The organism is Paenibacillus sp. FSL R5-0519 (assembly GCF_037974275.1).
In the GTDB taxonomy this organism is placed as follows: domain Bacteria; phylum Bacillota; class Bacilli; order Paenibacillales; family Paenibacillaceae; genus Paenibacillus.
Map to the genome: position 1 here is coordinate 5,648,714 of NZ_CP150234.1, position 24,893 is coordinate 5,673,606.

General features: G+C 45.0%; 24 protein-coding genes and 1 pseudogene. 7 read left to right on the forward strand and 18 right to left on the reverse strand.

The window, feature by feature from the left end; translation table 11 throughout:
- Positions 1-116: 116 nt before the first annotated feature.
- Together MKY73_RS25385 and MKY73_RS25390 are read right to left on the reverse strand one after the other, a co-directional pair.
- Entirely contained in the window at positions 117-458 is a 342-nt protein-coding gene (locus tag MKY73_RS25385; protein ID WP_339304005.1) for a hypothetical protein, read from the reverse strand.
- Complete coding sequence (locus MKY73_RS25390) at positions 398-553, reverse strand: hypothetical protein (RefSeq protein ID WP_339304006.1); 156 nt, start codon at positions 551-553, stop codon at positions 398-400. Before MKY73_RS25390 ends, MKY73_RS25385 begins: the two co-directional genes overlap by 61 nt.
- An 81-nt stretch (positions 554-634) precedes the next feature.
- On the opposite strand from MKY73_RS25390, the gene MKY73_RS25395 reads away from it, so the two are divergent.
- Positions 635-1,390: a class I SAM-dependent methyltransferase gene (locus MKY73_RS25395; protein WP_339304008.1), complete on the forward strand. Its 756-nt coding sequence runs from the start codon at positions 635-637 to the stop codon at positions 1,388-1,390.
- Between the two features lie 113 nt (positions 1,391-1,503).
- Here MKY73_RS25395 and MKY73_RS25400 read toward each other — a convergent pair whose 3' ends face one another.
- A complete protein-coding gene (locus MKY73_RS25400) occupies positions 1,504-3,591 on the reverse strand; it encodes a penicillin-binding transpeptidase domain-containing protein (protein WP_339304010.1) in 2,088 nt (695 codons plus the stop codon).
- 177 nt (positions 3,592-3,768) lie between these two features.
- On the opposite strand from MKY73_RS25400, the gene MKY73_RS25405 reads away from it, so the two are divergent.
- Positions 3,769-4,173, forward strand: a complete 405-nt coding sequence (locus MKY73_RS25405) for a CBS domain-containing protein (protein WP_074093601.1) — start codon at positions 3,769-3,771, stop codon at positions 4,171-4,173.
- 103 nt (positions 4,174-4,276) lie between these two features.
- On the opposite strand, the gene MKY73_RS25410 is transcribed toward MKY73_RS25405, so the two are convergent.
- Genes MKY73_RS25410 through MKY73_RS25420 form a run of 3 tightly spaced genes read right to left on the reverse strand, consistent with a single transcriptional unit; the run spans position 4,277 to position 5,938 of the window.
- Positions 4,277-4,717: a hypothetical protein gene (locus MKY73_RS25410; RefSeq protein WP_339304012.1), complete on the reverse strand. Its 441-nt coding sequence runs from the start codon at positions 4,715-4,717 to the stop codon at positions 4,277-4,279.
- Positions 4,714-5,163, reverse strand: a complete 450-nt coding sequence (locus MKY73_RS25415; protein ID WP_339304014.1) for a hypothetical protein — start codon at positions 5,161-5,163, stop codon at positions 4,714-4,716. Before MKY73_RS25415 ends, MKY73_RS25410 begins: the two co-directional genes overlap by 4 nt.
- Positions 5,164-5,188: 25 nt before the next feature.
- On the reverse strand, positions 5,189-5,938 hold the full coding sequence (locus MKY73_RS25420; protein ID WP_339304016.1) for a GyrI-like domain-containing protein: 750 nt from the start codon (positions 5,936-5,938) through the stop codon (positions 5,189-5,191).
- A gap of 270 nt (positions 5,939-6,208) precedes the next feature.
- Here MKY73_RS25420 and MKY73_RS25425 point away from each other — a divergent pair, with 270 nt between their 5' ends.
- Positions 6,209-6,811, forward strand: a complete 603-nt coding sequence (locus tag MKY73_RS25425) for a hypothetical protein (RefSeq protein ID WP_339304017.1) — start codon at positions 6,209-6,211, stop codon at positions 6,809-6,811.
- Positions 6,812-7,025: 214 nt separating this feature from the next.
- On the opposite strand, the gene MKY73_RS25430 is transcribed toward MKY73_RS25425, so the two are convergent.
- The 4 genes from MKY73_RS25430 to MKY73_RS25445 form a co-directional block, all read right to left on the reverse strand.
- Positions 7,026-8,015 carry a phosphotransferase gene (locus MKY73_RS25430; RefSeq protein ID WP_339304018.1) on the reverse strand — a complete coding sequence of 330 codons (990 nt, stop codon included), beginning with the start codon at positions 8,013-8,015 and terminating at the stop codon, positions 7,026-7,028.
- Positions 8,016-8,422: 407 nt separating this feature from the next.
- A complete protein-coding gene (locus MKY73_RS25435; protein ID WP_339304019.1) occupies positions 8,423-8,971 on the reverse strand; it encodes a hypothetical protein in 549 nt (182 codons plus the stop codon).
- Between the two features lie 4 nt (positions 8,972-8,975).
- The gene (locus MKY73_RS25440) at positions 8,976-10,559 is read right to left on the reverse strand and encodes a glycosyltransferase family 39 protein (protein ID WP_339304020.1); all 1,584 of its coding nucleotides are present in this window, start codon (positions 10,557-10,559) and stop codon (positions 8,976-8,978) included.
- Positions 10,560-10,759: 200 nt separating this feature from the next.
- Positions 10,760-10,969 (reverse strand): helix-turn-helix transcriptional regulator, encoded by a 210-nt coding sequence (locus MKY73_RS25445; RefSeq protein WP_339304021.1) that lies wholly within the window; start codon positions 10,967-10,969, stop codon positions 10,760-10,762.
- Between the two features lie 143 nt (positions 10,970-11,112).
- Between MKY73_RS25445 and MKY73_RS25450 the strand changes: the two genes are divergently transcribed.
- On the forward strand, positions 11,113-11,400 hold the full coding sequence (locus tag MKY73_RS25450) for a DUF6809 family protein (RefSeq protein ID WP_339304023.1): 288 nt from the start codon (positions 11,113-11,115) through the stop codon (positions 11,398-11,400).
- Between the two features lie 361 nt (positions 11,401-11,761).
- On the opposite strand, the pseudogene MKY73_RS25455 reads toward MKY73_RS25450, so the two are convergent.
- The 3 genes and pseudogenes from MKY73_RS25455 to MKY73_RS25465 form a co-directional block, all read right to left on the reverse strand.
- A pseudogene (locus tag MKY73_RS25455) lies at positions 11,762-11,905 on the reverse strand (cysteine hydrolase); the annotation flags it as partial.
- 20 nt (positions 11,906-11,925) lie between these two features.
- Positions 11,926-12,312: a DUF1801 domain-containing protein gene (locus MKY73_RS25460; RefSeq protein ID WP_339304025.1), complete on the reverse strand. Its 387-nt coding sequence runs from the start codon at positions 12,310-12,312 to the stop codon at positions 11,926-11,928.
- 129 nt (positions 12,313-12,441) lie between these two features.
- The gene (locus MKY73_RS25465; protein ID WP_339304027.1) at positions 12,442-13,104 is read right to left on the reverse strand and encodes a SprT family zinc-dependent metalloprotease; all 663 of its coding nucleotides are present in this window, start codon (positions 13,102-13,104) and stop codon (positions 12,442-12,444) included.
- 153 nt (positions 13,105-13,257) lie between these two features.
- Between MKY73_RS25465 and MKY73_RS25470 the strand changes: the two genes are divergently transcribed.
- Positions 13,258-14,025 carry a GNAT family N-acetyltransferase gene (locus MKY73_RS25470; RefSeq protein ID WP_339304029.1) on the forward strand — a complete coding sequence of 256 codons (768 nt, stop codon included), beginning with the start codon at positions 13,258-13,260 and terminating at the stop codon, positions 14,023-14,025.
- Between the two features lie 63 nt (positions 14,026-14,088).
- Here the strand turns inward: MKY73_RS25470 and MKY73_RS25475 are convergent, their stop codons facing one another.
- Together MKY73_RS25475 and MKY73_RS25480 are read right to left on the reverse strand one after the other, a co-directional pair.
- On the reverse strand, positions 14,089-16,467 hold the full coding sequence (locus MKY73_RS25475) for an amylo-alpha-1,6-glucosidase (RefSeq protein WP_339304031.1): 2,379 nt from the start codon (positions 16,465-16,467) through the stop codon (positions 14,089-14,091).
- Positions 16,468-16,595: 128 nt separating this feature from the next.
- Positions 16,596-17,015: an ester cyclase gene (locus MKY73_RS25480; protein ID WP_339304033.1), complete on the reverse strand. Its 420-nt coding sequence runs from the start codon at positions 17,013-17,015 to the stop codon at positions 16,596-16,598.
- Positions 17,016-17,318: 303 nt separating this feature from the next.
- On the opposite strand from MKY73_RS25480, the gene MKY73_RS25485 reads away from it, so the two are divergent.
- Positions 17,319-19,841, forward strand: a complete 2,523-nt coding sequence (locus MKY73_RS25485) for a transglutaminase domain-containing protein (RefSeq protein WP_339304035.1) — start codon at positions 17,319-17,321, stop codon at positions 19,839-19,841.
- Between the two features lie 71 nt (positions 19,842-19,912).
- On the opposite strand, the gene MKY73_RS25490 is transcribed toward MKY73_RS25485, so the two are convergent.
- The 3 genes from MKY73_RS25490 to MKY73_RS25500 all read right to left on the reverse strand — a co-directional run bounded on the left by MKY73_RS25490 (position 19,913) and on the right by MKY73_RS25500 (position 23,951).
- Positions 19,913-20,908, reverse strand: coding sequence for a hypothetical protein (locus MKY73_RS25490; protein ID WP_339304037.1), 996 nt, complete (start codon positions 20,906-20,908; stop codon positions 19,913-19,915).
- Between the two features lie 263 nt (positions 20,909-21,171).
- Entirely contained in the window at positions 21,172-22,074 is a 903-nt protein-coding gene (locus MKY73_RS25495; protein ID WP_339304039.1) for an SDR family oxidoreductase, read from the reverse strand.
- 497 nt (positions 22,075-22,571) lie between these two features.
- On the reverse strand, positions 22,572-23,951 hold the full coding sequence (locus MKY73_RS25500; RefSeq protein WP_339304041.1) for an amino acid permease: 1,380 nt from the start codon (positions 23,949-23,951) through the stop codon (positions 22,572-22,574).
- 368 nt (positions 23,952-24,319) lie between these two features.
- On the opposite strand from MKY73_RS25500, the gene MKY73_RS25505 reads away from it, so the two are divergent.
- Positions 24,320-24,703 carry a DUF6713 family protein gene (locus MKY73_RS25505; protein ID WP_339304043.1) on the forward strand — a complete coding sequence of 128 codons (384 nt, stop codon included), beginning with the start codon at positions 24,320-24,322 and terminating at the stop codon, positions 24,701-24,703.
- Positions 24,704-24,893 lie beyond the last annotated feature (190 nt).

Below are 24,893 nucleotides of genomic sequence, written 5' to 3' on the forward strand. Positions count from 1 at the left end.
TCTGTCATTGATGTCGCCCTTTCTTGGTAAATTTGAGATCATACGTTCTGTATGATGCATGCAGCTGGTCACCCCGGCCAACGTTCGACCGGGGGATGCTGCTATATGAAAGATGCTTAGACTGCTACGCCATCCTGCATCATTTTAGTAACACGCTTTTTGTATGCTCCGTATTTGGTGCTGATCTGTCCGCTTGGAACATTGATCTCTTTGGATATCTCCATCCACGTCTTACCCTCATTCCGTTGTTGTAACAAGGCAGGGAAATCGGCAGGAGCGTCAGCAAGTTTGATATCATCAAAGATTGGCCGTTGATTGAGAATGAACAGCTCAAGTTCTTCCTTGCCGATCTCAACAGGTGGAGTGACTTTATCAGGTGCAGGTGGATCTTCTTGTGCTACGTGTTGGGGATCGCTTGGCGGTTGGTCAACTTCTGGATTACCAGAACCAAAGTCCATTTCCTTTGATCCGAACTGATCACTTCCTCCATCGTTAATACAGGAAGGAGTGCCGTCATCGTCGCCTGTAGGCGGAATGGTTGGCTGTCCGTCACCTTTGCCCGTCTCCTCTTCTTGTCCAGTTGGTTGCTCTTGATCAATTGGCGGCTCAACTGGTCCAATTGGAGGAAATGTAAATGAAAAATAATATAGATTATGCTGACTTTTATGAACGCGTAGGCCGGACGAATGGCTGGAACTTCAGCTCCATGAATGTTGTCTCGGAGAACATCGGATGGAACTTCTATGAGGAAGTTGTTCGCCGTACGCGATCGTCCGATCTGTTACTGGATATTGGAACAGGCGGTGGAGAAGCTGTTTTGTCCATTGCGGGAAAGGCCTTGTTATTGGTGGGAATCGACCTTGCTCAAGCAATGATTGAGACCGCACAGCAGAATCTTCGGGCTGCGGGAGCTCATTCCAATGTACGCTTTCTTCATATGGACGCAGAGAACCTGGCATTCCCAAATCACTTCTTCAATGTAATATCCTCCAGACACTCCGGGTTCTCTGCATCAGAAGTATTCAGGGTTCTTGCTGAGGGCGGGATTTTTCTAACCCAGCAGGTCAGCGAACACGATAAATCCAACATTTCAGAAGCTTTTGGCCGTGGGCAGAGCCTTGGCATTCAGCCTGGCACTTTGATGGAACGCTACAAGCATGAACTTCAAACAGCAGGTTTTCATGACATTCAGGCCCGTGAATATAATGTGGTGGAGCATTACGCTACACCCGAAGATTTGATGTTTCTCCTGACGCATGCACCCATCATTCCTGATTTCGGAAAAGTAGAAACGGACGTTGAACGATTCCAACAGTTTGTGAAAAAACATCGCGACGAGAAGGGCATTCGTACCAACTCGGCACGCTTCATGATTACTGCTCGGAAATAAATGATTCCATATTGAATAAAAAAGAACAAAAAAAGACCCGGTCACATGTGAGAACCATAACATGGTGACCGGGTCTTTTCATTATGCTTGTGAGGCTAGACATTACATTGGAGTTACTGCGAAATCTCGAGTTTTTCCAAAAAAGGCTTTAATTTATCCACGACATAATGGCTTCCGCCTCTGCCGTTCACTTCTTCAATTACAGCGGTTAACAGGTAGGTCGGAGAGTCGGTATCAAACACTACGAAAAATCCGTTCTCCTGCCCCTTCTCTCCCTTTTTCGCTTTCAGTTCGGCTGTTCCCGTCTTGCCTGCGAGCCCTCCAGCGATTGAATTCAAGGTGTGGGCTGTGCCTCCCTGCCGGGAAACAACTTCTCTCAAGGCATCTTTAACCGTATTTGCGGCTTCCGGAGTAATAACTATCTCAGGGTCTGTACTTTCTCTTCCCTCAATCAGGACAGGCTTCACCAGTTTCCCCTCATTAATAAAAGGTGTAAAGGACGACGCCAGATGAATCGGGGACATCAACATCTCCCCTTGTCCATAGGACGTATCCGCGAGCAATACCTCAGACGACAGATCCAGATGTGCTTCGTTGGCATATTGGCTTGACTTCAGATACAGTTCATCCAGTCCAAAATTATCGCCAAAGCCGAACTTCTGGATTCCATCAATAAACTTGGTGCTCCCCATTTCGATTGCTTCCATGGCAAAGTAAATATTGTCCGAGTACACCAGTGCGTCGACCATGTTCACCGGAGATAAACTCTTCACACGTTTGACGTAATATCCGCCCCAACTGTCGTCCTTACGCCACTGCAAACCGGAAATCTCATGGGTTTTGTCCGCTGTCGTTACCTTCTCCATTAGGCCTGCTGCCGCAGTTATTGCTTTGAAAGTTGATCCTGGAGCATATCGAGTAGTGACTCTATTGATAAAAGGAAGCTTCTCATTCGCCGAATAAGCATCCCACTCTGCCTGTGTAAGTCCTGTAACCATCTTGTTCGGGTTATAGGAAGGCGCGCTCACCAACGCCAGCAAGTTGCCGTCCGTCGGATTCATCAGAACCATCGCACCGGCGTCTCCACCACTGGACAATGTCTGATACAATTTCTTCTGTTGTTTGGAGCTAATCGTCAGTTGAACATTCTGTCCATCTACAGCATCCTTGCGAATAAGCTCAGCACGGGAGTTGCCGGATTCATCCGTAATTTCAATCAATCCACCCCGTTCACCACGCAGCTGTTTCTCCATGGACTGCTCCAAACCCGCTTTGCCAATCCAATCCTCTGCGCGATAATAGCCTTCTGTATCCTTATCCAGATCTTCCTTGGTGGCTTTACGCACGTAACCAATCAGGTGCGCAGCCGCATCGCCGAGTGGATAATAACGAATTTCCTTGCTTTGCATCGTAACCCCGCTCAAAGATTCTGGCACGTCAAACTCCTCTGTTGAACCAATCGGGACAAAGTACTCCGGCTTCACCCATGTCTGTGCAAGCGCCTTGTGAATGGCATCTTCCGAAACCTGATAATGACTTGCGATTCGGGTAATCATCTGATCCGGGTTATCACCAAGTTTCCCAGGTACAATGCCCCATTCGTTCATCGTACCCTTGGTAGCCAGTGGCAAACCATCACGATCCACAATGTCTCCACGCTCAGGGAACAGTGTCCTCACGCGTACCTTACTGCCCTTAATCATGTCATTCAGGATCAGCGAGGGCTGCCAGTTAATTTTCCAACTTTTGCTTCCATCTTCAAGCTCCAGTCGAACCAGTTTCAATGTATGCGTCTCACTGACTTCCCCCAAAAAAGTTGTCAGCTGCAGGTTATAATCCACCTCATATGTATCCGGGTTTTGTTTCTCTGCATCGGTCTTGCTGCCATCGGCCGCCGTTTCGGCAATATCCACTGGCTTAACCTCTGCCTTGACGGTGGATACTTCCATACCTGAATAGATCGCATTGTATTTTTCAACAAATTGTTCCTTGTTCATGCCGGACTCTTGCAGCGAAGCAGACGTCATCAAGGTATACAGCTGGTCAAACTCCTTTTTTTGCAGATGCTCTACGTACTGATTCACGGTAGTCTGGGGCTTGGCTTCTGCTTCTTTGTTATTCTGCATGTATAGATACATTCCGATTCCACCTGCAAACAAGATGGGTAGCAGTCCGTACATTAATTTACGTTTGGATTTCATGGTTACATCACCTCTAATATACACTATAGATTTCCAGCGCCATTTAAACAATGAAACAAATCTGACGAATTTATCATTAAAAATAGCCGAAAGCTCACATAATATGTTTAAATAAGGATAGTGAGATTACATACTAAAGCTTTTTTGCTATGCAAAAGGCTGAAAAGGAGCCCGATGATGGAAATCAGCTATTTTTTACTCCCCAAAGCCGAAGTGGCCTATATCAAGTCTACCGCTTCCATGAAAGATGCTATTGAGCAATTGGAATCGCACCACTACACCGCCATTCCCGTGATTGACCAGGATGGAAAATATGTTGCTACCCTGTCCGAAGGCGATTTGTTATGGAAAATGCGAAATACACCCGGATTGACTTTTGATACGATGGATCAGGTTCAAGTCCATGAGATTAACAATCGGGTATATAATGAATGTGTATTCATTGAGGCTGAGATGGAGGATATGCTGACACTTGCAGCAGACCAAAATTTTGTGCCTGTGGTGGATGTCGATCGTGTCTTCCTCGGTATTATCCGTCGTAAGGATATTATTGAATACTATACGCGTAACATTTCGGATTAGATGAAGTCGAACATGCCGTAATAATTGAAAGGGTACTCCTATGGTCATGTTTGGCCAAACCGGGGTACCCTTTTCGTTGCATGGTATGGATATGGAATTGGCTCTACTTGCGCCTAGCCCGCTCTTCCTTATAATAACTCAGTACTTCCTTCGAACTTCCCTGAAATGCCCGCTCTCTGCCGAACTCATACGCCTGGTGCAGATACATATACGCCTCGTCATGCTGTTCAAGTCTCATGCAGATCATGCCGAGATCGATCAATGGACTCGTATTTCTATCCGTACTCCGCGTATGTAACGATATCTCAGCCCACGGCTTTGCCAGTTCATATTGCTTCAGATCGATATGTGCATTCGCATGACAGGATGCGATCCAGCTTGCGATCTCCCATTCCATCTTCGGCTCGGGCAACATGCCCCATGCCTGATCATAATAGATGAGGGCTTGTTCATGCTGCTGCGTCTCATCCAGCACATTACCGGCTTCTACCGTTTCTATAATTTGTCGCTCCAGTTCGGCATGTTCCGGTGTCAGATCTTTCATTGCACCGTCTCCTCCTCCAGGACGAAATACCATTCCAGAAAAGCATTGAAATCAGCCCACTGCGGTTTGCTCTCGCCATTGAGAAACCGTTCGATGGACTCCCCCAATTCCACCAGTACTACTTCTCCCGTACGACGATTGTAGAAAAATCCACCTTCACCTTCAAAACTGTCCAGTGGAATATACGCCTCGGGAAGTCCCAGTGTAAGCTGTGCTACATTCATGTCTTCCATATATACGGTGTTCTCCATGAACCAGCAGATCTGATACAACTCCTGATGCCTGCTGTAAAAAGTCGGTCCGTCCTCTGCATGTAAATAAAATTGGGCAAAATCCGAATGAAGATCAATCTCAAGCTTCCGTAATGCTTCTTCGTATGCCGCTGGAACATCTTCATGCCACCAGCCTTGCTCCTGGCAATGATCAATCACTTTGTTGGATAACATCGTCGGCCTCCTAATTCAATTTTGCTCACACAGATTTTACAGGTATCCAGACTTGGGGAGGTGTGCCGTGACCTCTATATACTTCAAGTTCCGGAATCCCTGCATGCTTATATGAAGTGGAAGGAAACCACTCTGTCATAATATGGTGCCACAATCGTTGTATCGCCTCCGGTTCTAATCCATCGGCCTCAAATACAACCCAACGGGACGCGGGAAGTTCGATTGTCACCAAACCTTCATGCACTTCACCTGAGTGAGAGGTAGCAATCCAATACTCCATTTGATTTTCATGCAGCTCTCGCTGATCTACACAGATACCCACCAGACCGGGAATAGCTCCGTTATTGAACCCGTTTAAACGTTCCTCAATTCCGTCTGCCATAGCTTCCTGCCACATCTTAGGAATCCCTCTTAAATTCTCACCATCCACACAAGAAAATGTTTGTTTGATTCCCACAAAGGTAAGCGGCTGCTGTTCAATTACATGTTCATTCACATTCATTCGATGGACTCCTCTCCAAGAGCGATACGGGGCACTGTTCTCCATGACCCATTCGTGAAAACATTGGTAGGCGCTGCTGGCATCGGGGGCCGTAAAAAGATACGTTCCCTCCACCTCTCGGCGACTCATCCTGGAATCTGCAAGATCCCGATCCTCTTCTTCATTCAAAACAATTTGATACGCCCCATCTTCCTCGCGGAAGCCAAGGGCGTGTACATTCGTATGTTGTTTATAGTAGCCCAGCTGCAGAACAGCTGGTTGCTCTTCTGCCATTTCGCCTGTGAAGGCTGGATTGGGGAACTCCTCATCGAAACTGGCTTCATCGGGTACTTAGGATCTGAAGTGCTTGTTCCATATATGATATATACCTCCAATACGTCCTAGGTTTACTGTAACAAAAGAGAAGGTAGATTGGAAATAGTGCCAGTATTCCTATTCAAACGATACATGCCGGATTCACGTTCACCTTCCATTTCCTTATTCTGGTGCAACTTTCTTCTTACTCGTTCGTCTAACTACTGACCAACAACGAAGGAGATGACTATGCGAATAACTTGCAGCCCTGGTTTTCCTGGAAGCATGATTGGGTCGATTGATCTTCAGCCATCGAAGTATTACAGCCCACCTTCCATGAACAGTAAGATCACAGATTATGTTGGCCCCGAACTCATTACCATTCCATATGTGGAAGATCCGGCATTCGGATCACACTTTGACGTCATGAAGGTCATGAACGGAACTTATAAAGATGAAATGCATGTCAGTTATGATGTGGAGTTTACGATTGATGTAGATCAACAAGGTTATATTACGCAATTTGAACATACGTTCCAGCTGGAACGTTATCTGGACCTAGTTCGCACACAGTCCTATAAAGTAATCAAGACAAACTGGCGTGCACAAACGTTTCATGTGATGACATACAGTTACCTGGAGGAAGTTATTCATCCGAAGAATGTTCTTTTTAAATGTAACAATGCCGAAGATGTCTTCGTCGTGGCTGAACTAATACCTCATCGTGTTGGTGGCATTGTGGTACAACCCAATAATCTTTATCTTCACTTCCGTGCATTAATCTCGGCCCGTGATGATCTGTACCCAATAGATTATATGTGTGAGCCTGATTTCGACCTGAGTCTCGACTAACCAAATAAACTTCCAATTTCATATTTTCAAACGTCTTCTATCACATGCTTGGCCTTTATGCTCCCCATACCTGCCTTTAAGCAGAATCAGAAAACCAGCTCGGGGATTCTACATTCGATTTCCCAAGCTGGTTAGTTATGAGGATTGATTCTGGTATGGGATGTGACTTACGTTCAATGTTTAATCTATGGGGATCACTGTTTACGTGTAGACTTTACATCGGATGACCAAATTGCTCCGCTTGTTCAGCCATCTTCTGACTCAATTTTGCTCTGAGTGCACTCATCCATTCCGGCTCATGTGAAAATTTCTCTTCGGCAGACCGTAGCACACGCACGTATCCATATAGATTGGCAAACCGGCGACATGCGGGGAACATGCTCTCCAGATCATAACGTTCTCCCGCCTTGGACCAGTACCCGTTCAGGAACAATTGCTGCTTCTTCTCCCATTGCTCAGGCTCGATTTCCTCACGCAGACTATCCAGACTCTGCTTCACATCCATCGCGTACCAATGATACATCGAGTCATCAAAATCAATGGCAAAACAAGACTGGCTACCTTCATCATAGAAGACATTGTCCGGTTCAAAATCGTAGTGGATAAGTCCGAAATTTTGCTTGTTTATCGGCCATGCTGCAAAATACGTTCGGAGAAGCTCTGCCTCGTTCAGAGCAGCCGTCTCCGCAGGAAAACCCTCCAAAATCTTCTGCATCCAATCCAAAACATCTGTATAGGTCCAGCGCTGCTTCTCCTTTTGCTCAGCTATGAATGATCGCGATAAATGATGCAGTTCACCCAAAGCCTCACCATAGCTGTACAGAATGGAGTCATTCAGTTCAATGCTCCCTAACTGCGATCCGGGTACTCGCTTGAATACAGAAGCGTAGTATGTTCCCCACGGCGTGTGAGTCTCTACGAGTTCTGTTCCTGAATGGGCAGGTACCACCTCCATGGCTCCATAATGATTCGTTCGAAGATAACGGAGGAAATCCAGTTCAGCGCTAAGGTTGATTTTATTCTTTTCCTCTACCGGGGCAAAGCGAAGCAATCGGACCTCTCCCTGATCTCTAAACGGATACACGGCATTGGAGGATATGCGATAATACTCAAACATATCCAGCGACTCGGGATCATAACTCCAATTCTTCAGAATCATCTCGGCAAGGTCGTTATTTTGAAATAAATATTTTAATGATAACATGGGCATTTCTCCTTTTTAATCATTTCGTGTGGATGGCTTATAGCCATCGTGTGCCTATTTTTGCGCGCAAAAAACCGCAGGCTATGCCTGCGGTTTTTAAAAATTCTGAGTGTATGAGAAATTTGCACAAGTAAATAAACCCCGCATACGCCAGAAAAATTGAGCAGTTATATCCCTATATATCAGCAGATCTCAGATCGACTGGGAAACTGGATGTGTCCCACACTGTATCTGAATGATCTGCCGGAATTATTCAGTTTAAGCTTACCTTCATTGTAGTGATCGAACATACCATCTTAGACCGTCGTTTCATGACGCTCACTCCCTCCAAAAAAAACCAGTTGTTTCCATAATAGCCGATAAGCCAAATGTAAGCAATTACAAAATGACGATAATCCCATCATCTTTTACTGAACAACCCTCATCCGTTCTACCGTCTCAGTGTTGTCCTTATACCACACCATTACGATGTCTTCTTCTTGAAGATCAGACACTTGAATGGACAAATTCCCATTTGCGCTGGCATTGCCCGAACGCCGCATTCCCATGCCTTCAGTAATAGTGACATCATCTTTTATATTCAATTTCAATTCCATTCCGGTATCCTTCCATTCCATGCTTGGAGATGAGGTATCCTGCATTTCAAGTAACGCCAGCGTAACTGTGTTTCCCTCCACGGAGACGATTCTACCCGTAATGTCGGCATTCATCGTCCCCTGCGTCATGTCGGGACTGCCTGTTCGATCATTCGTGCCCGGGGTACCCCTTCCACCTCTTGGTGTTCCTCCGTTCATGCCCAGACCGCCACCATTTGGCATCCCAAACCCGTTCATACCTTGCACAGAACCGGTGTTGGTAATATTCTGGGCGGTTATAACATCGCAAGCTGTCAGCATAACCAAGCATCCTAGCAACAGGAATAGCGTAACCGATATGAAATATTGTTTTTTTCGCATATGATCACCTTTTTCTCAGAGAATATTGCTCCAAGGTACCTTTACGATGGAATATGAAGTCATACGTGTCTTTGAACCCCATATAGGACAGCACAACCAACAACGGATATACAGGATAGATGTATCTGGACTTAATCTCCCAGAGAATATAAAAACCGATGAATCCGAGAATGACCAGAATCAATGAAACTTCGTCATACCGTTTACGACGAATTCCACCGATTAACCGGATGAGAATAAAACAGTACATCAGGAAATTCATCACATAAACGATCCAGAGTAATCCCGTCCGGTAAGCCGAATCCCCCTGCAACAGTTCTGTTACCGCATTGGTATAACTATAGGACCCTGCGATTGCGCCTCCCCTTCCTCTTCCGGCACCGATGGAACTTTCATTGCCGATTCCGTATCGGTCCATCTGGTATGTCCCTTCGGTCCAGGTCCATATGATCTTTTTGTAATACATCTGCACCAAGTCACTCGCACTTGCTTCGGACAGCTTGCTGCCAATCTCTTGTTTGAACAATGCTGCGCTCTCGGCCTTATTGTAGTTGGCCTGTCTCTGATAGATCTGATAACTCTCCATGTTGTCCCAGAAGCCAAAACGCTCCAGATTAATCCCCATATTCAGCCACATATAGACCGGTGCGGCATTCTCTCCAACAGGTTCACTCACGGCACCGGAGGATTGAAGAACCGCATTCTGAGTCCAGGTTGGTACATTAAACAGCATACCCAGCACAGCGATGGAAAGGATAACTTTCTTCGTTCCGAGGCTCCGCATATTTAGCAGGATAGTTATGATGGCAGCAATCAGCACGATCACACCAATGCTTCGGAAATAGTTTCCCATCGCAAGAAAAACAGCGGCAATGACGATGGTTTTCCATGACTTTTCACGCACAAAACGAATGATAAAGTATAAACACGATGTCAGAAATGCTGTGGCGATCACATCGTTATAGATCAGATTGTTCAGGAACAAGGACGGCAGGTACGTCGCTGCAAAGATCAACACACCGTAATCACGTTCTGTGGATCTGTCATTCACTTGTTTATAAATAAGGTAAATCATGAATGTGGTTAATGTTGAAAACAAAATGTTAAACAGTTTGATGACCAGATAGTTATCCGGGAACAGGTACAGCAACGTCTTCAGGTACAGTACGATCGAGTAGTTGAACGGGAACATGTGCAAATAACCACCCGTTTCAAACGAGGAGTAATCCTGGTCATACAGCATGTTCATGGCGAGTGAAAGAACGGTCTGCGAATCATCGGTAGGCACTCTCGGAAATACGAAAATGATGATGATCTGAATGGCCAGAGAACATAAAAGTACAATGGGAATGACTACCTTCGGTCTGTATTGGTTCAGTTTCAGACATAGCGCATATAACCCGACACCTGAACCAAGAAGCAAAAGAATGACCGGGAGAAAAATACTCCACTGCTGCATGCCCAGAATGGGATTGTCCCCATACATGGCGTAGTTATACTGTGCCCGAACCAGTAGGGACGAAGCAATAAATACCGCAACAAACACGAGCAAAATGAGATAAAACGACTTATGCAGCATCTTAGACATGCCAAAACTCCTTTTCGATTACAGGATTCCGTGAGTATTATAATCGCTCTGGCTGAAAAATTGCTGAAAGGGAGTAACGCTTGCAATCGGTGCAGATCAGCATTTGTATACAAACAGAAAAAGACCGTCCCTTCGAAAAGGTAACCGGTCTATATGTCCAATTTTTTTTAAAGTATAGGGCCTTAAGCTAATTTTGAAGATCACTTCTCTTCCTTAATAAACTCAATGATATCCTGAATCTCACAATCCAAAGCCTCACATATTCGATTCAGCGTATCAAACTTCACACCATCGGTTTCTTCATTATATAATTTGGCAATCCCATTTCTATGTAATCCGGTTAGTCGGGATAAATCAGCAATATTAATTCTTTTCTCACCCATAATACGAGATAAATGAATCTTGATCATACGATTTCTCCTCCAAACTAAAATGCACACTGTGATGTTGACAAAGCACACTACAAGTTGTATATTCTAATAAACATAATGCACACTGTAGTGTTCGAATGGGAATTTAATACCTACACAATACTCAAAAAGAGGTGTACATAGTGAAAGAATCCTTGGAATCTTTAGCAGAACCGTTAATCCGAACGCGCTTAGAGTTATTATACAACAATTTGTCTCACACGCAGCCTGATTATACCCAACTATCTAAAGAATCTGAGCATTACTTTCAGAATATCCGTCAAGCTTTACCGGAACAACTGAATCAAACCCTTTTTCTATATGAAGATTCACAACTCTCTATGCAAACACTTTTGGAAAGAGAGATTTATTTACAAGGGTTTCGGGATGCCCTTCAGCTAATGAACGAATTACATATAAACAGCTTCTAACAACTGGATTCTTACAAAATATGCTATAATCAACAAAGCAATAGAATAGGCTTAAAGGGTCGGTCGGCTACCTCGCCATGAAGGGAGGGATGCCCTGTGACAGTTTTTGAAGCAATCTTGCTGATGCTTACCTTTGGTACGCTCATCGTTGCCATTCTGTCCGATAAACGCAAATAGACCGCCCCCGTAGCAAAGGAATGCGGTCTATTTCATCGTGCCCTTATGTTACCGAAGCCCACCGCCCTTAAAAGCGGCTATTGCTCGGAGGAGTCGTGTTACCAGCACGGCTCTCTTTGCATTTTACGTCTAATCTGCTCTTATTATACCATACTCAAATTTCCGGCGTCACATATAAACTACGCTAGATACGATACATTTCTTTATACTCATCCACATATAAAACTTCAATGCAATTAGACCATTTCAGAATCGAATCGACAAAATCCTGAATGTCCAGCCCCGGCATCTCATACGTCTCCGCTGTGTTCACCGAACCTGTTGCGTCAGGTTTTTATCCATCATTTCCTACTTCTTTTGTTTCTTCTCCCTGGCAATTTCCACATTTTCTTTCACCCGAAACTCCACAATCCGCCGAATCAGATCCTCCGGCAATGGCTGATCCAGCGGAAACTGCACAGATCCCTTGGCGCCTTTATACTTGGAGAGTTCCTCCTTGAATGCCAGAATGCCACTGGCGGCAGGGTAAAAGCCAATATGATGCTGATATGCGGCAAAATGAACCAGATTCCCATGCTGCGCATACGTGGGCATCTTGTAACTGATCTTCTCTTCGGCATTCGGAGCCGACTCGCGAATAATCTGTCTTAACGCCTGTAATCTGACCTGTACATCGGGTGCAAACTCCGAGATATATTCATCTACCAGCACAGAATAATGGTTACTCTCAGCCATCTGGGACTCCTTCCACCACAGGTACTTGAATGCATTCGTGGTACGGATATATTTGCTTATATTGTACTTCAAATGGACAAGAGGAACAGCTACTTTCCTGCAAATTGAAGTGAAAAATTAAGTCTGTAATTACAACGTCATGGCCCGACCATTTCGCATCAGGTAATCTTCTTTTGTTTTGTAATCCGGCATGATACTGCCAATACGTCGCCAGAAGGAGCGATCATGATTCATGTGGTGAATATGGCAAAGTTCATGAATGATGACATAATCAATCACTTCCAGTGGCGCCATTGCCAAGCGATAATTGAACGTCAGCTTTTTGTCCCAGCTGCAACTGCCCCATTTGGTGGGGGAATCTACGATCTCTATCGACTTTGGCTTCACCTTCAACTCCTGTTGATAACGTCCAATGCGCTCCCCAATCATGCGTTTACACTCAGCAAAATAAAACTTCTTCAGATTCGCTCGCAGCTCCTCTTCTGTAAGTCCCTCTACAGGAATTAATTCATGTAATGTGCGTTCCTTGCCAAAAAGTAAAAACTTCCCTTTGCCTTCGTCTTCGTATTCCTTGGCTTGAGGACCATCGAGCGCCCGCTGCATCAGAGTGGACTTCTTCAAAATCACATCTCCATGCTGCTCCACAAGTTGCCGGATCATGTCTTCACTGGTACCATTGGGTGCTTTGATCGTTACCATATAAGGCAAGTCCATCGTGATGGAAACTTTCTTGCGTTTGCCGTATTCGATGTGACAGTTAATGTTATGGCCTTGCATCTCTATCGTTAACATAATGCGCTCCGCTTCTAAAGTTATTCATTCAACCAAATCAAATTGTATACCATCTCCCATCATAATGCATACTGTTCGGCGATAGATGTATTTATGTTGTATTTTTATACATAATTATGTATTATTATCACATCATAAAATCGGAGGTTGGATATGACGCATACAACGGATACAGAACACAAAACCATTGAAGAGATATCTCTTAACCACTGGCAGCCCTTGTCTACCTTACTATATGACGGCTGGGTACTGCGTTTTGCCAAAGGGTATACCAAACGTGCCAATTCCATTCAGCCCATCTACTACTCCACTCTGGATGTGCATGAAAAAATTGAGGAATGTGAGCGTATCTATGCTTCCAATCAGTTAAGTACGATTTTCAAAATCACGCCGTTTATTCAGCCGGATCATCTCGACCAGCTTTTGCAGGACAAAGGGTATACTGTTGTGGATCTGACTCGTATCCAGACTCGGAGTCTAGATGATATCAAAGAACCTGTGCACCAAGCTGTACAGATTGACGAACAGTTGACCACAGCGTGGCTGGATCACTTTTGCCGACTGAACAAGGTGAATGATCTGCAACGGGAAACGACAGAACTTATGTTGAACAATATTCGCACAAAGGCAGGTTTCATCTCGCTGTTACTTGACGGGCAAGTCGTCGCTTGTGGATTTGGTGTAATTGAACGCGCCTATGTTGGGTTGTATGATATCATTACAGATGCTAACTTTCGGAATCAGGGACTTGCTGAACAGATGATCCTTCACCTCCTGCATTGGGCAAAAGAGAATGGCGCCACGTCCAGTTATCTGCAAGTTGTTGCAAATAATGCACCTGCGGTAAAGCTCTACGCCAAGCTTGGTTATTCGGAAGTATATAGCTACTGGTACAGAGTCAAAGAATGGAACAAGTCCTGATCAAGCTGACAGCAAAAACTGCCCTCCTCCTAATAGAGGAAAGGCAGTTCTCCGTACTCTTTTCTACAAAGGCAGCTTCACCAGCACCTCATATTTCACGCCAGCTTGGATATTCTTGATGATGTCACCTTCGATCCGTTCACCGTCAACATACACTTCAATCGTCTGGACTGTTGCATCCTTCTTCATGTTCACGTTCAGCTTAGCCCCGCGGAACAACCGCGTGAGCGACGCCTCGTTCCAATCTTCAGGAAGTTGCGGACGGACCTGAAGCCCTTGTGCGTGACCTTGCAGGCCGAACAATCCATCGATCAGGCAACGATACACCCAAGGCACTGTGCCGGTGTTGAACAAATGACTGGAGCGCCCGGCTGTACGTGGGAATTGACGATAAGCTCCGCGATAATAATTCGGGATAAATACGGGGAGCTGACCCCGTTGGAGAATATCCTCGGCATCGGGCCCCGGAATCATTTTACGCAGCAAACGATACGCTTTCTCCTTCTCTCCTACCAGATACAATGCATAAATATAGAAAGCTGCCGCGTGGTTGTACACTGCACCATTCTCTGCACTTCCCGGATGTTTCTGCGTGACACGGCCTACATCTTCCCGCATCGCTGTGAAAGACGGCGCGAGCTTCTCGACACCATATGGCGTCTCCAATTGCTCCTCTACCGCGCGGATTAACTTCTCCTGTTTCTCCTGATCGGCAGCACCGCTCATGAGTGCCCAGCTCTGAGGATTGATATAGATGCGTCCTTCCACGTCCTTGCTTACGCCAAACACCACGTTATCATCCGTAATGCCTCGGGCATACCAGTCCCCATCCCACAGGTACTCATTCGCTGTCGCATTCGTCTGATTGGCATCCTGACGGAATTCCGCTGCAACCTCTGCATGCCCTGCCTGTTCAGCAATTTCTGCCCAAACATTAAAAGCATATGCCGTTGCAATGGTCAGCCAGCCGGATACGCCTTTGCCCTTGTATCCCACCATGTTCATCGGATCACACCAGTCACCCTGATTGATATAGTTCAACCCACGCTCATCCCGCTCATGGATTAACCAGCGCATCGCAAGATTCATATGTTCCAGTACGGAAAGCTTCTGTTCACTGTCTGTAAAAGCAACCTGTTCCTCCAGAATGCTATAGTCATTGGTTTCATCCAGATAAGTCTTCATACAGACCGGAAGCCAGATACAGTGATCGGTATGAGGAATCTGGTTAATATATTTCAATTCTGCGTCCGGGTGCAAAATAATGCCGTCCGGCATGGCGCCGCTAATATGCTGTTGTGACAATGCAGTCAGGAAAGCAGCCCGCGCAACCTGCGGTTGAATGTAACTCATCCCCATATTATCCTGCAGATAATTCCGGGTCTGTGGGTCGGTCGAGAGACGATTTGTTTTCCCGTGATAATACATCTGACGAGGCAGCCAGTGATTCACGACATTATCCAGCCAGCCATCCGATGTCTGGATCTGAATGTTTCCCTGCCCTTCCGCAATATAATCGGCATACTCCTGCTCGGCAGCCGTGAAACCATCCTGTCCTTCCTCATTCTGCTTCACAAAATAATGCTGACGGATGCCCTCAATCTCTGCCTCATCATGAGCCGGGCCAAAGATAAATCGGTAGGCCTGCTCAGCACCAGCTTCCAGATCTACTCTGTATTGCAATACGGCCACAGGTGTCTCATATCGCGCATCTCCACCAGCGAGTGTCTCCGACTGAAGTCCAGAAGGATGATGAAGTCCCCCTTCGCCTTCAAAGCTTTCTTGATTCACTTCCCATGCGGTCGGTTGGTAATCTGCAAGCAGATAGGTTTTGTCACTGTAGGTTTTGATTTTGCTATAATCCTGATATTTCTGGTATGGCGTAACCGCCGAGCAGACAATGCCCTGTAACTCTTCCACATAGGAACCGGATTGGTTCATCCATGACATATAACCGACCGTATAATACGGGTAGATACTCAGCTTGCGTTTTCTCGAAGACAGATTGGTTACCTTCACACGCCACAGCTCCATCACATCTTCCTTCGGCAGACGCAGGGACATCTCAACGCATATGTCGTCCTGAATCACTTTCCAATGAATATCATGTTTGCCTACAGCGAACGTATAGCTATCCGCCTGCTTGCGAACCGGTTCATACGGGGCTGAGAAGATTTCGCCACTTACTTCATCTTTAATGTAAACAAACCGACCCGGATGGTGGGCATAGTATGGTTGCTCCGGTTGCATAAATGTCTTCGCTTCCAGGTTGGGCGCATACGAATATTTGGCAGGTTCGGGCTGCATAAATTGGGCCACAGCATATCCTCGGCAATTCACATGAATCATCATCTTTTCATTCCAAAGAAATCCGGATGCTTTCGGTAAACTTGTCGGGCTTGTCAGTTCAACATATTGATTATCTTCCGTTGCTTTAATCATCTCTGATCCTCGCTTTCAGATTATGGAGTCAAAAGGCAGAAAACGTTTTAGGTAACTTGTATACAACTTGGTTCATTATAACACGAGAACGCTTACAGAAAATCAAAAACTAAAAAAGAGCTGAAAAATCAGCTCCGATTCCGTTCCAATTGTTTTTCGATGCCTAGCCTGTCAATCTGAATCCAATATTCTGCAATGCGTTCGTTTGCCACCCGGTATACCGCACTTGCAATTTCGATCACTGGCAAATTCGTTGGTGTGTATCCGTCCACGTCTCCTACATGGGTACCGGTTTGTTTCCAGCGCACATAGACTTTGTCCCCTTGCGCCAGCAACTCCTGGATCTCAAGTGAGAACTCCCCGTAAGCTTCAATCATCTCTCGCACATGATCCGCATAATCGGAAGGCGTTCGGGTCACCGTGACCTCTTCTTCGGATATCACTTGATGGGCCAGTACCTGTTCCGCCATTACAGTGCTTGCATAATCCGGATTCCGGCCTGATCGGACTTCTTCAAAAAAGGATCTGACAATCTGTTCTGCTGTCATCTGAGCCACTCCAGTCTATTCAAATGTTCCGCAATATATAAATATAGAGTAATTCTTGTATTTTAACATGGAACACACGCTACGGAATTACATCTGTTCTATTGTTCTACAGGACTTAAACCCTACCTTCTCACCTTGACAATGCGTCAATATGACCATAAACTAGCAAAGGATGTCAGGAAATTAATAGGAGGTTTAGATGTTAAGAGGTTCGCATATGGTTTTTAACCATATCTGATAATCTTTCGGTGTGTAGAAACGTAGCCATTAGAGCAACTCAGAAAAACAAGAAAGCGGTGTATCATGAAACGTCTATTTTTCATTATGTTTGCGCTCACCCTGTTACTGGCTGGATGCCAGAGTACTGAGCAGGAAAGCAGCCCGTCCGAGAATAATCCTACCGAAGTCGTAGAAGGTTCTACCATTTTAAGTTTGAAGCAGAAATACGGCTCTGAATCAGAACAAGCGATCATGCCGATGTACAACGTAGCTCAGGATGAAGAATTTACATTCAAGTTTAAAGCAGATTTACGTAAAAGTAACCTATCAGCTAGTGACATTATAAGTGTACATACCGATATCAAAGCACTCAAAGCAAGCGATGTATATGCTATTCCAGAAACAAACGACAATAGTGTTTCCATTAAACCTCTTGGATGGGGCGTATTAAGTTCAGATTCCATGATGAACAAGGATCAAAGTTCTTGGGGCGGTGCCCCCATTTATTACATTCGTCTGAATTATGATCCAGATGCAGAAAATCTAACACTACTCGATCACCCCATCATTATTCCGTTTACAGTGAAATCGGATTTACCCGTACCTAACCTAAGATACGAAATTGACAAAGATAGACGGTTCAAGTTGGTCTGGGACAAAGTTGAAGGTGCCACTGAATACAAAATTTATAAACGTTCTGACCTAACCAACTTCGAAACCAATGTACCTCTAACTGGCGCAGAGGATGCTTTCAGCAATAGTCTGCCTTTAGATATTGCCGTGACGACAGAGACGTCTTTCGATGATTTTTTGAGAGACGGAAAAGGCGGGCTCGGCACTTATAATGAACTGATAACTTCTCATCAGAACCATGGTATACGAGGAGAATATTACGTCACAGCCATCGGTGGAGGCAAAGAATCCAATTTTAGCAGAGGTGTCCCTACAGCTCCGCTTGCTTCCCAGTTACCAACATCTTTGAAAGAACAATTGTATATGGAGAAATTAAAGAATATAGATGTGCTTCCTCAGAAAACAACAGTTGAGTACAATGACGGATCTCTAACCCGTGAAACCATTGTCTATGATACCGAAAGCGTAGAGATTTCAAAGTTCAATGAAACGAATATTCCTTTTCACGTTAAAGGAACAGCTCTGAAAAGCTACGTGCGCGTAGAGAATGTGACTCAAGCAGACTTGGACAGACTTGCTCAGCAAACCGTAGCCGATTTTAGCAACGGACTGGTGGAACCAAAGAATGATACACCTTACGTTCCTGCACCTGACGTGCCAACGATCATCAACAATCATGATGCACCTGAGTCTGCAACGGAAACAGAAGAAGCACAAGCTTCGGAAACTCCAACTACAGAGTCTACAACGGATACTGGAACGTCAGAAGATGCAACTGATCCTCTATCTACTGAGGCTTCCGATGATAATTCTGATAATTCTTCAGATATGGCTTCTGAAGAAGCTTCCAATGAAGCCCCTGCTCCAGCTCCTGAAGCTGAAGAAGACAACCTGGTAGATGAACAGAAATCCAATACACAGCAAAATGTAGAACAAGGTAATCAGGAAACTGTGCCCCAACCTGCTACAGGTGATGCAATGATCAATGCAGATTCCGCATTGGAAGAAGTTTTGGCCAAAAACATGATTGCGGCACAAGATAAAATTTCGTTAAAGGCTTTTCCCGAGGCTCAAAATTTCACGACACTCTCGGATGTGGTTCTGAAAGTGATGTACCAGAATCCATTGATTCTTGGTGTGGAAGGTTTCGAATATAACTATGGTACGCTTACCCTTTCGATTCATTACAATGAATCTGCAAGTGGTATTCAGAAGAAGCAAAATGAGATTATTGCCAAAGCAAACGAAGTTGTGGCTTCCATCATCAAGGATGGCATGAACGAAGACGAGAAACGTAAAGCCATCTACGATTATCTGAACGATAACGCGAAGTATGACGATGCAGCGCTGGAGAATGCAGAGCAGAACAATTTCAAAAATGTCGACCCACAGTTCAATGACTCGTTTACCACTTACGGTATTCTGGTCAAAGGTGTTGGGGTATGCGCCAGCTATGCCTCCGTCTACAAATTGCTTTCCGATCTCTCGGGACTGGAAAGCATCGTCGTAACGGGCGCTTCCAGCGGCGTTCCACATGCTTGGAACAAGGTCAAAATCGGAAACGAATGGTTCCATGTCGATGCCACCAACAACCTGACGAACTCCGGCATCCCTTACTTCCTGTACAATGCCAACGATGAGACTGCTGCCAGTCAGAAAACGATAGCAGATAAGGATTACTGGCTTGATTCCGAACTCGCGATGTTCGATGGCGAGAGCGATGCCAATGATTATTATGTGCAGAATGATCTCGAAGTCGCTTCCATTAATGAGTACAAAACCAAGGCGGAGAGTGAACTCAAAAAAGGAGAGAACCGGGTCATTCTCCGGTTTGCCTCACCTGTTGATTCTGATGAGCTCATGACAGCTGCCGGTGAAGCCCTTGCTGCTGTGGATGAAGCCCTACTGAATACGGCGCAACTGGCCACGCTCGGCAGTTATGCCATCCTGGATCCGAAACCAGAACAGAAGTAACTTAATTTCACTAAAAATCCCCTTTGCTTTCCAACAAGCAAAGGGGATTTTTGGTCTGTTATTGGATGGCTTCAAGCCAGCAATTTAACCTGTTGCAATCTGGTAATAAAAGAAGAAATAAATACTTTCTCTTTTGTAAGATTCTCTTGCAATCTCTCACTTATTTTACGGAGTGTACTTGCATCACGCGTTATATTGTATTTGAGAACAATATTTCTCAATTTAAAGTAGTCCTGTTTCAGACCAGTGCTTGCTTCCATAAATGCTGCATCTGGCTCAATGATTGATTTCTCCATTAAGTAAGATAAACGCAACTCCATCAGCAGCTTATGTTCATACAAAAGATGAAAAACTCGTGAATCCAATTCTTCCCCAACTAGGGCTACCTGCTCAATATCTGTAAAGATGCGCTGAATGGCTTGCATTCCAAAATCGTATTGCTGATCCCTTACTAAATCATATGTCTCCCTTGATTGAAGATAGTTTTCCATCGCCGTTATTATCTGTTCTACATGGACGGCGTAATTGATATTCTCGATCGGCTTAAGAAATCTCATCTCTGTCCAAAAACTGTACTCATTAGACATACTCCAGTAGCCTTTCTCAAGTTCATCCAGACTACATAAGGTTTGTATGAATTTACCATCTTCCAGATTATCAGCAATGTAGATCACATTTTGTTCCAGATCATACCCGTACACCAATAGTTCATGCATGAGATGTTCTTTTTGATAATAGTCTGTACACCCAATGTAATATCTGTCTGCATAAATATATAGATAATATCCCATATCTATTGATTCCGTAATCACTTGCTTAAGCGATTTTCCCCATTTGTTAATCACAATTTCTTGTGGCAGGTTGTAAAAGGAAATTCCAGGGCAGGTACCTAGCAGAAACTGATGAGAATCAAACGAAAAAATTCCCCATCCATGTGCGTACCTGATCTGTATAAAGTTATTGAAAATCCATGGCCATAAATCTTCGTGCATAATGGATGTTAATGCCCCATAAGATGTGTACGTGCTAATGACAGGGTCACCTAGTTTAAGTACATTCTTGGCCATTACAGAATTCCTCCTTCGATTCCTAGGCATAGTGTATTCTTCTGAACAGATTCATTGTATAAGCAACGCACTCTTAAATCTGGGAGCTAAGAACATGTTCTTGAATATATTACCATGCACCCTTCCCGTTTTAAATAAGAACGCTTTCATATATAAAAATATTTATTTCTCTAATCTTAACGAAAAAAAGAGGATACCGCCCCCACTATGGAGATGGTATCCTCTGATACTATAATGATACTATGATCGGATTATCTAAAACCTTACGGACTAACCGTACCACCATTCGCATTCAATGTTTCGCCGCTCACATAGCTGGATTCCTGGCTTGCCAGGAACACAAATGCCGGAGCCATCTCGGCAGGTTGTCCTGCACGACCAAGCGGTGTATTGGAACCAAACTCGGCCAGCTTCTCGACTGGTTGTCCACCTACAACTTGCAGCGGTGTCCAAACCGGACCTGGTGCAACAACATTGACACGAATTCCTTTGCTGCCCACCTGTTGGGCCAATGCTTTGCTAAACGTGTTAATGGCTGCCTTCGTTGTCGCATAATCCAGCAGGATTGGCGAAGGCTTGTACGCCTGAATCGACGATGTGTTGATAATGGAGCTGCCCGGCTTCATGCGTTTCACAGCTGCTTTACAGAGCCAGAACATGGAATAGACATTTGTTTTGAACGTTGCATCAAACTGCTCGGTGGTCAGATCCGCGATCTGCTCTACAAACTGCTGTTTACCTGCCACGTTAGCTAGGATATCAATCCCGCCAAGCTCTTTGACCGCAGATTCAATGAGTTCCTCACAGTATTTCTCATCCTTCAGATCACCTGGCATCGTAATTGCTTTGCGGCCAGCTTCCTCAATCAGCTTCACGACTTCCTGTGCATCTGCTTCCTCTTCCGGCAGATATGCCAGAACAACATCTGCACCTTCACGGGCAAACGCAATCGCAGCGGCCCGGCCAATTCCGCTATCAGCTCCGGTCACAACCGCTTTGCGTCCTGTTAAACGTCCGCTGCCTTTATAACTTTTCTCACCTGCATCAGGAACAGGAGTCATCTCACGCTGAAGTCCCGGCTCATCCTGTTGCTGTTTCCACTCCGGTGTAGCCTTCGGATACTGTGTCGTTGGATCTTGCATGGTGTGCTGGTCTTGATTAGCCATGTTCAATTCCTCCTCGGAATAATTTACACCCTATAAATAGAACGCGATGATTCTACACTGGTCACTACGCGGTCAGAGTAACCTTCCGATCGCTGTTATCCCCAGATTTTTTCTATCCCTAATTAACGGGAAATCCGGTGATAAAGGCGAACGTTTCACTTCTCCAGGTTTTCTCTGCCCTCTACGTTATTGTGTAGAAAATAAGTTCAATTTAAATAGAGTGTGTAAATTTAAAGTTTATTTTTTATATTGTTTTCTTAAAAGTTTCACTCTTTTCTTTGTAACCGAGATTGGCCAAATTTAAACTGGACCTGCCTCATTTTCGTTGGCAACTGCCTGGCTTAGAATCTAAGGAGATTGGAGAGTTTTATATCAAACATGTATTTCCAGATAAAAAAAGCACTCCCTGAATGATGCTGAATCACCCGCAGGTTCTCCAGTCATTTCAAGGAATGCACGTATGATATTACGATATAAGTTGGTTACTGAATATTAGATTAGCGATCTTTGCCGCCATCTATGCGTTGTCTTTTTCCGATGCCAAATGCGAAATATCCAGCCACCACGATAGCCATGAACGTAGCTCCCACAATCAGAGGCAAGCGCGTATCCGGGTTAAACGCCATACCGATAATGACGAGGATTAGATACACAATAATAATGTAATTGCTGATCGGGAACCATTTGGACTTGAAGTTATGATCCGCCATCTCTTTGCCCCAGCGCTTTCTGAATCTGAACTGACTGAACGCCAGCGCGAACCATGGAACCATGCCCGGAAGAACACTTGCGCTATAGATGTACAGGAATAGCTTGGAGTCTGGCATCAGGTAGTTCAGTACAACTCCGATTAACAACAAGGAGATCGTAATGACGATACTGTTGCGGGGAACCCCACCTTTGGACAGCTTTTTGAAAAAGGCAGGTGCCTGCCCATTCTCAGCCAACGTGTACAGCATCCGTCCTGCACTGTAGATCCCGCTGTTGCATCCCGACATGGCCGCCGTGAGCACCACAAAGTTGATAATTCCCGCTGCAGCAACAATGCCGACCTTGGCAAAGGTGAGCACAAACGGACTGCCCGTCTCGCCTACCTCATTCCACGGGTACAAGGTTACGATGACAAATATGGCACCGACGTAGAAAATAAGAATACGCCACACGATATTTTTGATCGCTTTACGCAAGGTGTGTTTCGGATTCTCCGCTTCGCCTGCTGTGATACCGACCATCTCCACCCCCTGATACGCAGCCGTGACGATACACAGTGCGAAGAGGAAACCTTTGATGCCTCCAGGGAAGAAGCCACCATGACTGAACAGATTCGACAGCCCGATTGGCTGCCCCCCATTCCCCCATCCGAAGAAGATCAGCCCCGTTCCGATCACGATCATGGCTACAATAGCCATTACTTTGATCATCGCAAACCAGAATTCAAATTCCCCATAGAACTTCACAGCCGCCAGATTCGCCGCCGCAATGATGAGCACCCCGGCAAGTGCCGGCAGCCACTGCGGAATATCCGGGAACCAATACCCGACATAGATGCCAATTGCCGTAACTTCCGCCATTCCAACTGTAACCCACAGGAACCAATAACTCCAGGCGGTGAGGAATCCGGCAAGCGGACTAATATATTTGTGAGCAAATGTCGCAAACGAACCCGTGACCGGCTCCTGAATCAGCATTTCCCCCATAATACGCATGACAAAAAAGATAATGATACCGGCCAGCAAATAGGCCAGCAGCACGGACGGCCCTGCCCATTTGATCGTACTCGCCGATCCCATGAACAAGCCAACGCCGATTGTACCTCCGAGTGCAATCAGCTCAACATGGCGGGGCTTTAGCCCTCTAGATAGTTGCTTTGATTCCAAGCGATTCTCCCCTTTTCTTGTGTACAGCTTCTTGATGTAATTATTTAATTTTCACATTCACATTAACGCAATGCAGAATTGCTTCATCAAATTGTACGAGATGTGCCACAGAAATACAACAAGGAATGTGAGGAAACGGATTCACTACACATATAGGTATAGGATAACCGCTTAATGAATATGGCAGACAACTGATTCAACAATTCATCGCAGTGTTGTGTAATCATAGCGCCAGACTTCCTTTTCCCTGACTCTACAGGGAGGTCACTGGAACCCCTATGGACAGCTCACGTATTGTAACTTTGGGTATTATGGCGACTTGTCGTTATCGATCTGCTTGTATAAAATTGATAAATAGGAGGCTTCACATGCCTGACTTCTTACTGGTCTTATTTTTGTTTAACCTTTCTCTATTCCTGCTTCATGAAATGGATGCGATCAGGCGGTCCGAGTGGAAATTGTTTATTGTATTAAAAGATATGAAAGATGATAAAGCCTACAGGTATTTCACCTGGATTCACTTGCCGATGTACACCATCATCCTCTCTCTTCTTTTTAGCTCGTATCAGACCATTATATTTTGGGTTCTGGATATCTTTTTCATCATACATACCGTATTACACTTCTTTTTTGAAAAACATCCTCGAAATGAATTTAAAAACGGGTTCTCCAGATCATTGATCTACCCTATGGGAATAATTGCTTTAATTCATTCCGTGTTGATAGCCATTCAACATGTAGAGAAACTGTAAAATGTGTTCTAACGACATCAATCTCAACCAGTATCTCGAATGTTATCATCAAACTAGCAAATGAATATCGCCGCTCAAGGCGCTCCATGCAAAACAAACAAAAAAAACGAGAACCAGGATGAACCCTGAGTACTCGTTTTTCCTGTTGAACACCACCCGTTTCTGGCTTACTTGCCTGTAAAGCCTTGTC

Coding starts and splice junctions, on each gene's coding strand:
- MKY73_RS25385 (WP_339304005.1), bottom strand. CDS start 458: ATGGACTTTGGTTCTGGTAATCCAGAAGTTGACCAACCGCCAAGCGAT.
- MKY73_RS25395 (WP_339304008.1), top strand. CDS start 635: ATGAAAAATAATATAGATTATGCTGACTTTTATGAACGCGTAGGCCGG.
- MKY73_RS25400 (WP_339304010.1), bottom strand. CDS start 3,591: ATGAAATCCAAACGTAAATTAATGTACGGACTGCTACCCATCTTGTTT.
- MKY73_RS25405 (WP_074093601.1), top strand. CDS start 3,769: ATGGAAATCAGCTATTTTTTACTCCCCAAAGCCGAAGTGGCCTATATC.
- MKY73_RS25410 (WP_339304012.1), bottom strand. CDS start 4,717: ATGAAAGATCTGACACCGGAACATGCCGAACTGGAGCGACAAATTATA.
- MKY73_RS25415 (WP_339304014.1), bottom strand. CDS start 5,163: ATGTTATCCAACAAAGTGATTGATCATTGCCAGGAGCAAGGCTGGTGG.
- MKY73_RS25420 (WP_339304016.1), bottom strand. CDS start 5,938: ATGGCAGAAGAGCAACCAGCTGTTCTGCAGCTGGGCTACTATAAACAA.
- MKY73_RS25425 (WP_339304017.1), top strand. CDS start 6,209: ATGCGAATAACTTGCAGCCCTGGTTTTCCTGGAAGCATGATTGGGTCG.
- MKY73_RS25430 (WP_339304018.1), bottom strand. CDS start 8,015: ATGTTATCATTAAAATATTTATTTCAAAATAACGACCTTGCCGAGATG.
- MKY73_RS25435 (WP_339304019.1), bottom strand. CDS start 8,971: ATGCGAAAAAAACAATATTTCATATCGGTTACGCTATTCCTGTTGCTA.
- MKY73_RS25440 (WP_339304020.1), bottom strand. CDS start 10,559: ATGTCTAAGATGCTGCATAAGTCGTTTTATCTCATTTTGCTCGTGTTT.
- MKY73_RS25445 (WP_339304021.1), bottom strand. CDS start 10,969: ATGATCAAGATTCATTTATCTCGTATTATGGGTGAGAAAAGAATTAAT.
- MKY73_RS25460 (WP_339304025.1), bottom strand. CDS start 12,312: ATGGCTGAGAGTAACCATTATTCTGTGCTGGTAGATGAATATATCTCG.
- MKY73_RS25465 (WP_339304027.1), bottom strand. CDS start 13,104: ATGTTAACGATAGAGATGCAAGGCCATAACATTAACTGTCACATCGAA.
- MKY73_RS25470 (WP_339304029.1), top strand. CDS start 13,258: ATGACGCATACAACGGATACAGAACACAAAACCATTGAAGAGATATCT.
- MKY73_RS25475 (WP_339304031.1), bottom strand. CDS start 16,467: ATGATTAAAGCAACGGAAGATAATCAATATGTTGAACTGACAAGCCCG.
- MKY73_RS25480 (WP_339304033.1), bottom strand. CDS start 17,015: ATGACAGCAGAACAGATTGTCAGATCCTTTTTTGAAGAAGTCCGATCA.
- MKY73_RS25485 (WP_339304035.1), top strand. CDS start 17,319: ATGAAACGTCTATTTTTCATTATGTTTGCGCTCACCCTGTTACTGGCT.
- MKY73_RS25490 (WP_339304037.1), bottom strand. CDS start 20,908: ATGGCCAAGAATGTACTTAAACTAGGTGACCCTGTCATTAGCACGTAC.
- MKY73_RS25495 (WP_339304039.1), bottom strand. CDS start 22,074: ATGGCTAATCAAGACCAGCACACCATGCAAGATCCAACGACACAGTAT.
- MKY73_RS25505 (WP_339304043.1), top strand. CDS start 24,320: ATGCCTGACTTCTTACTGGTCTTATTTTTGTTTAACCTTTCTCTATTC.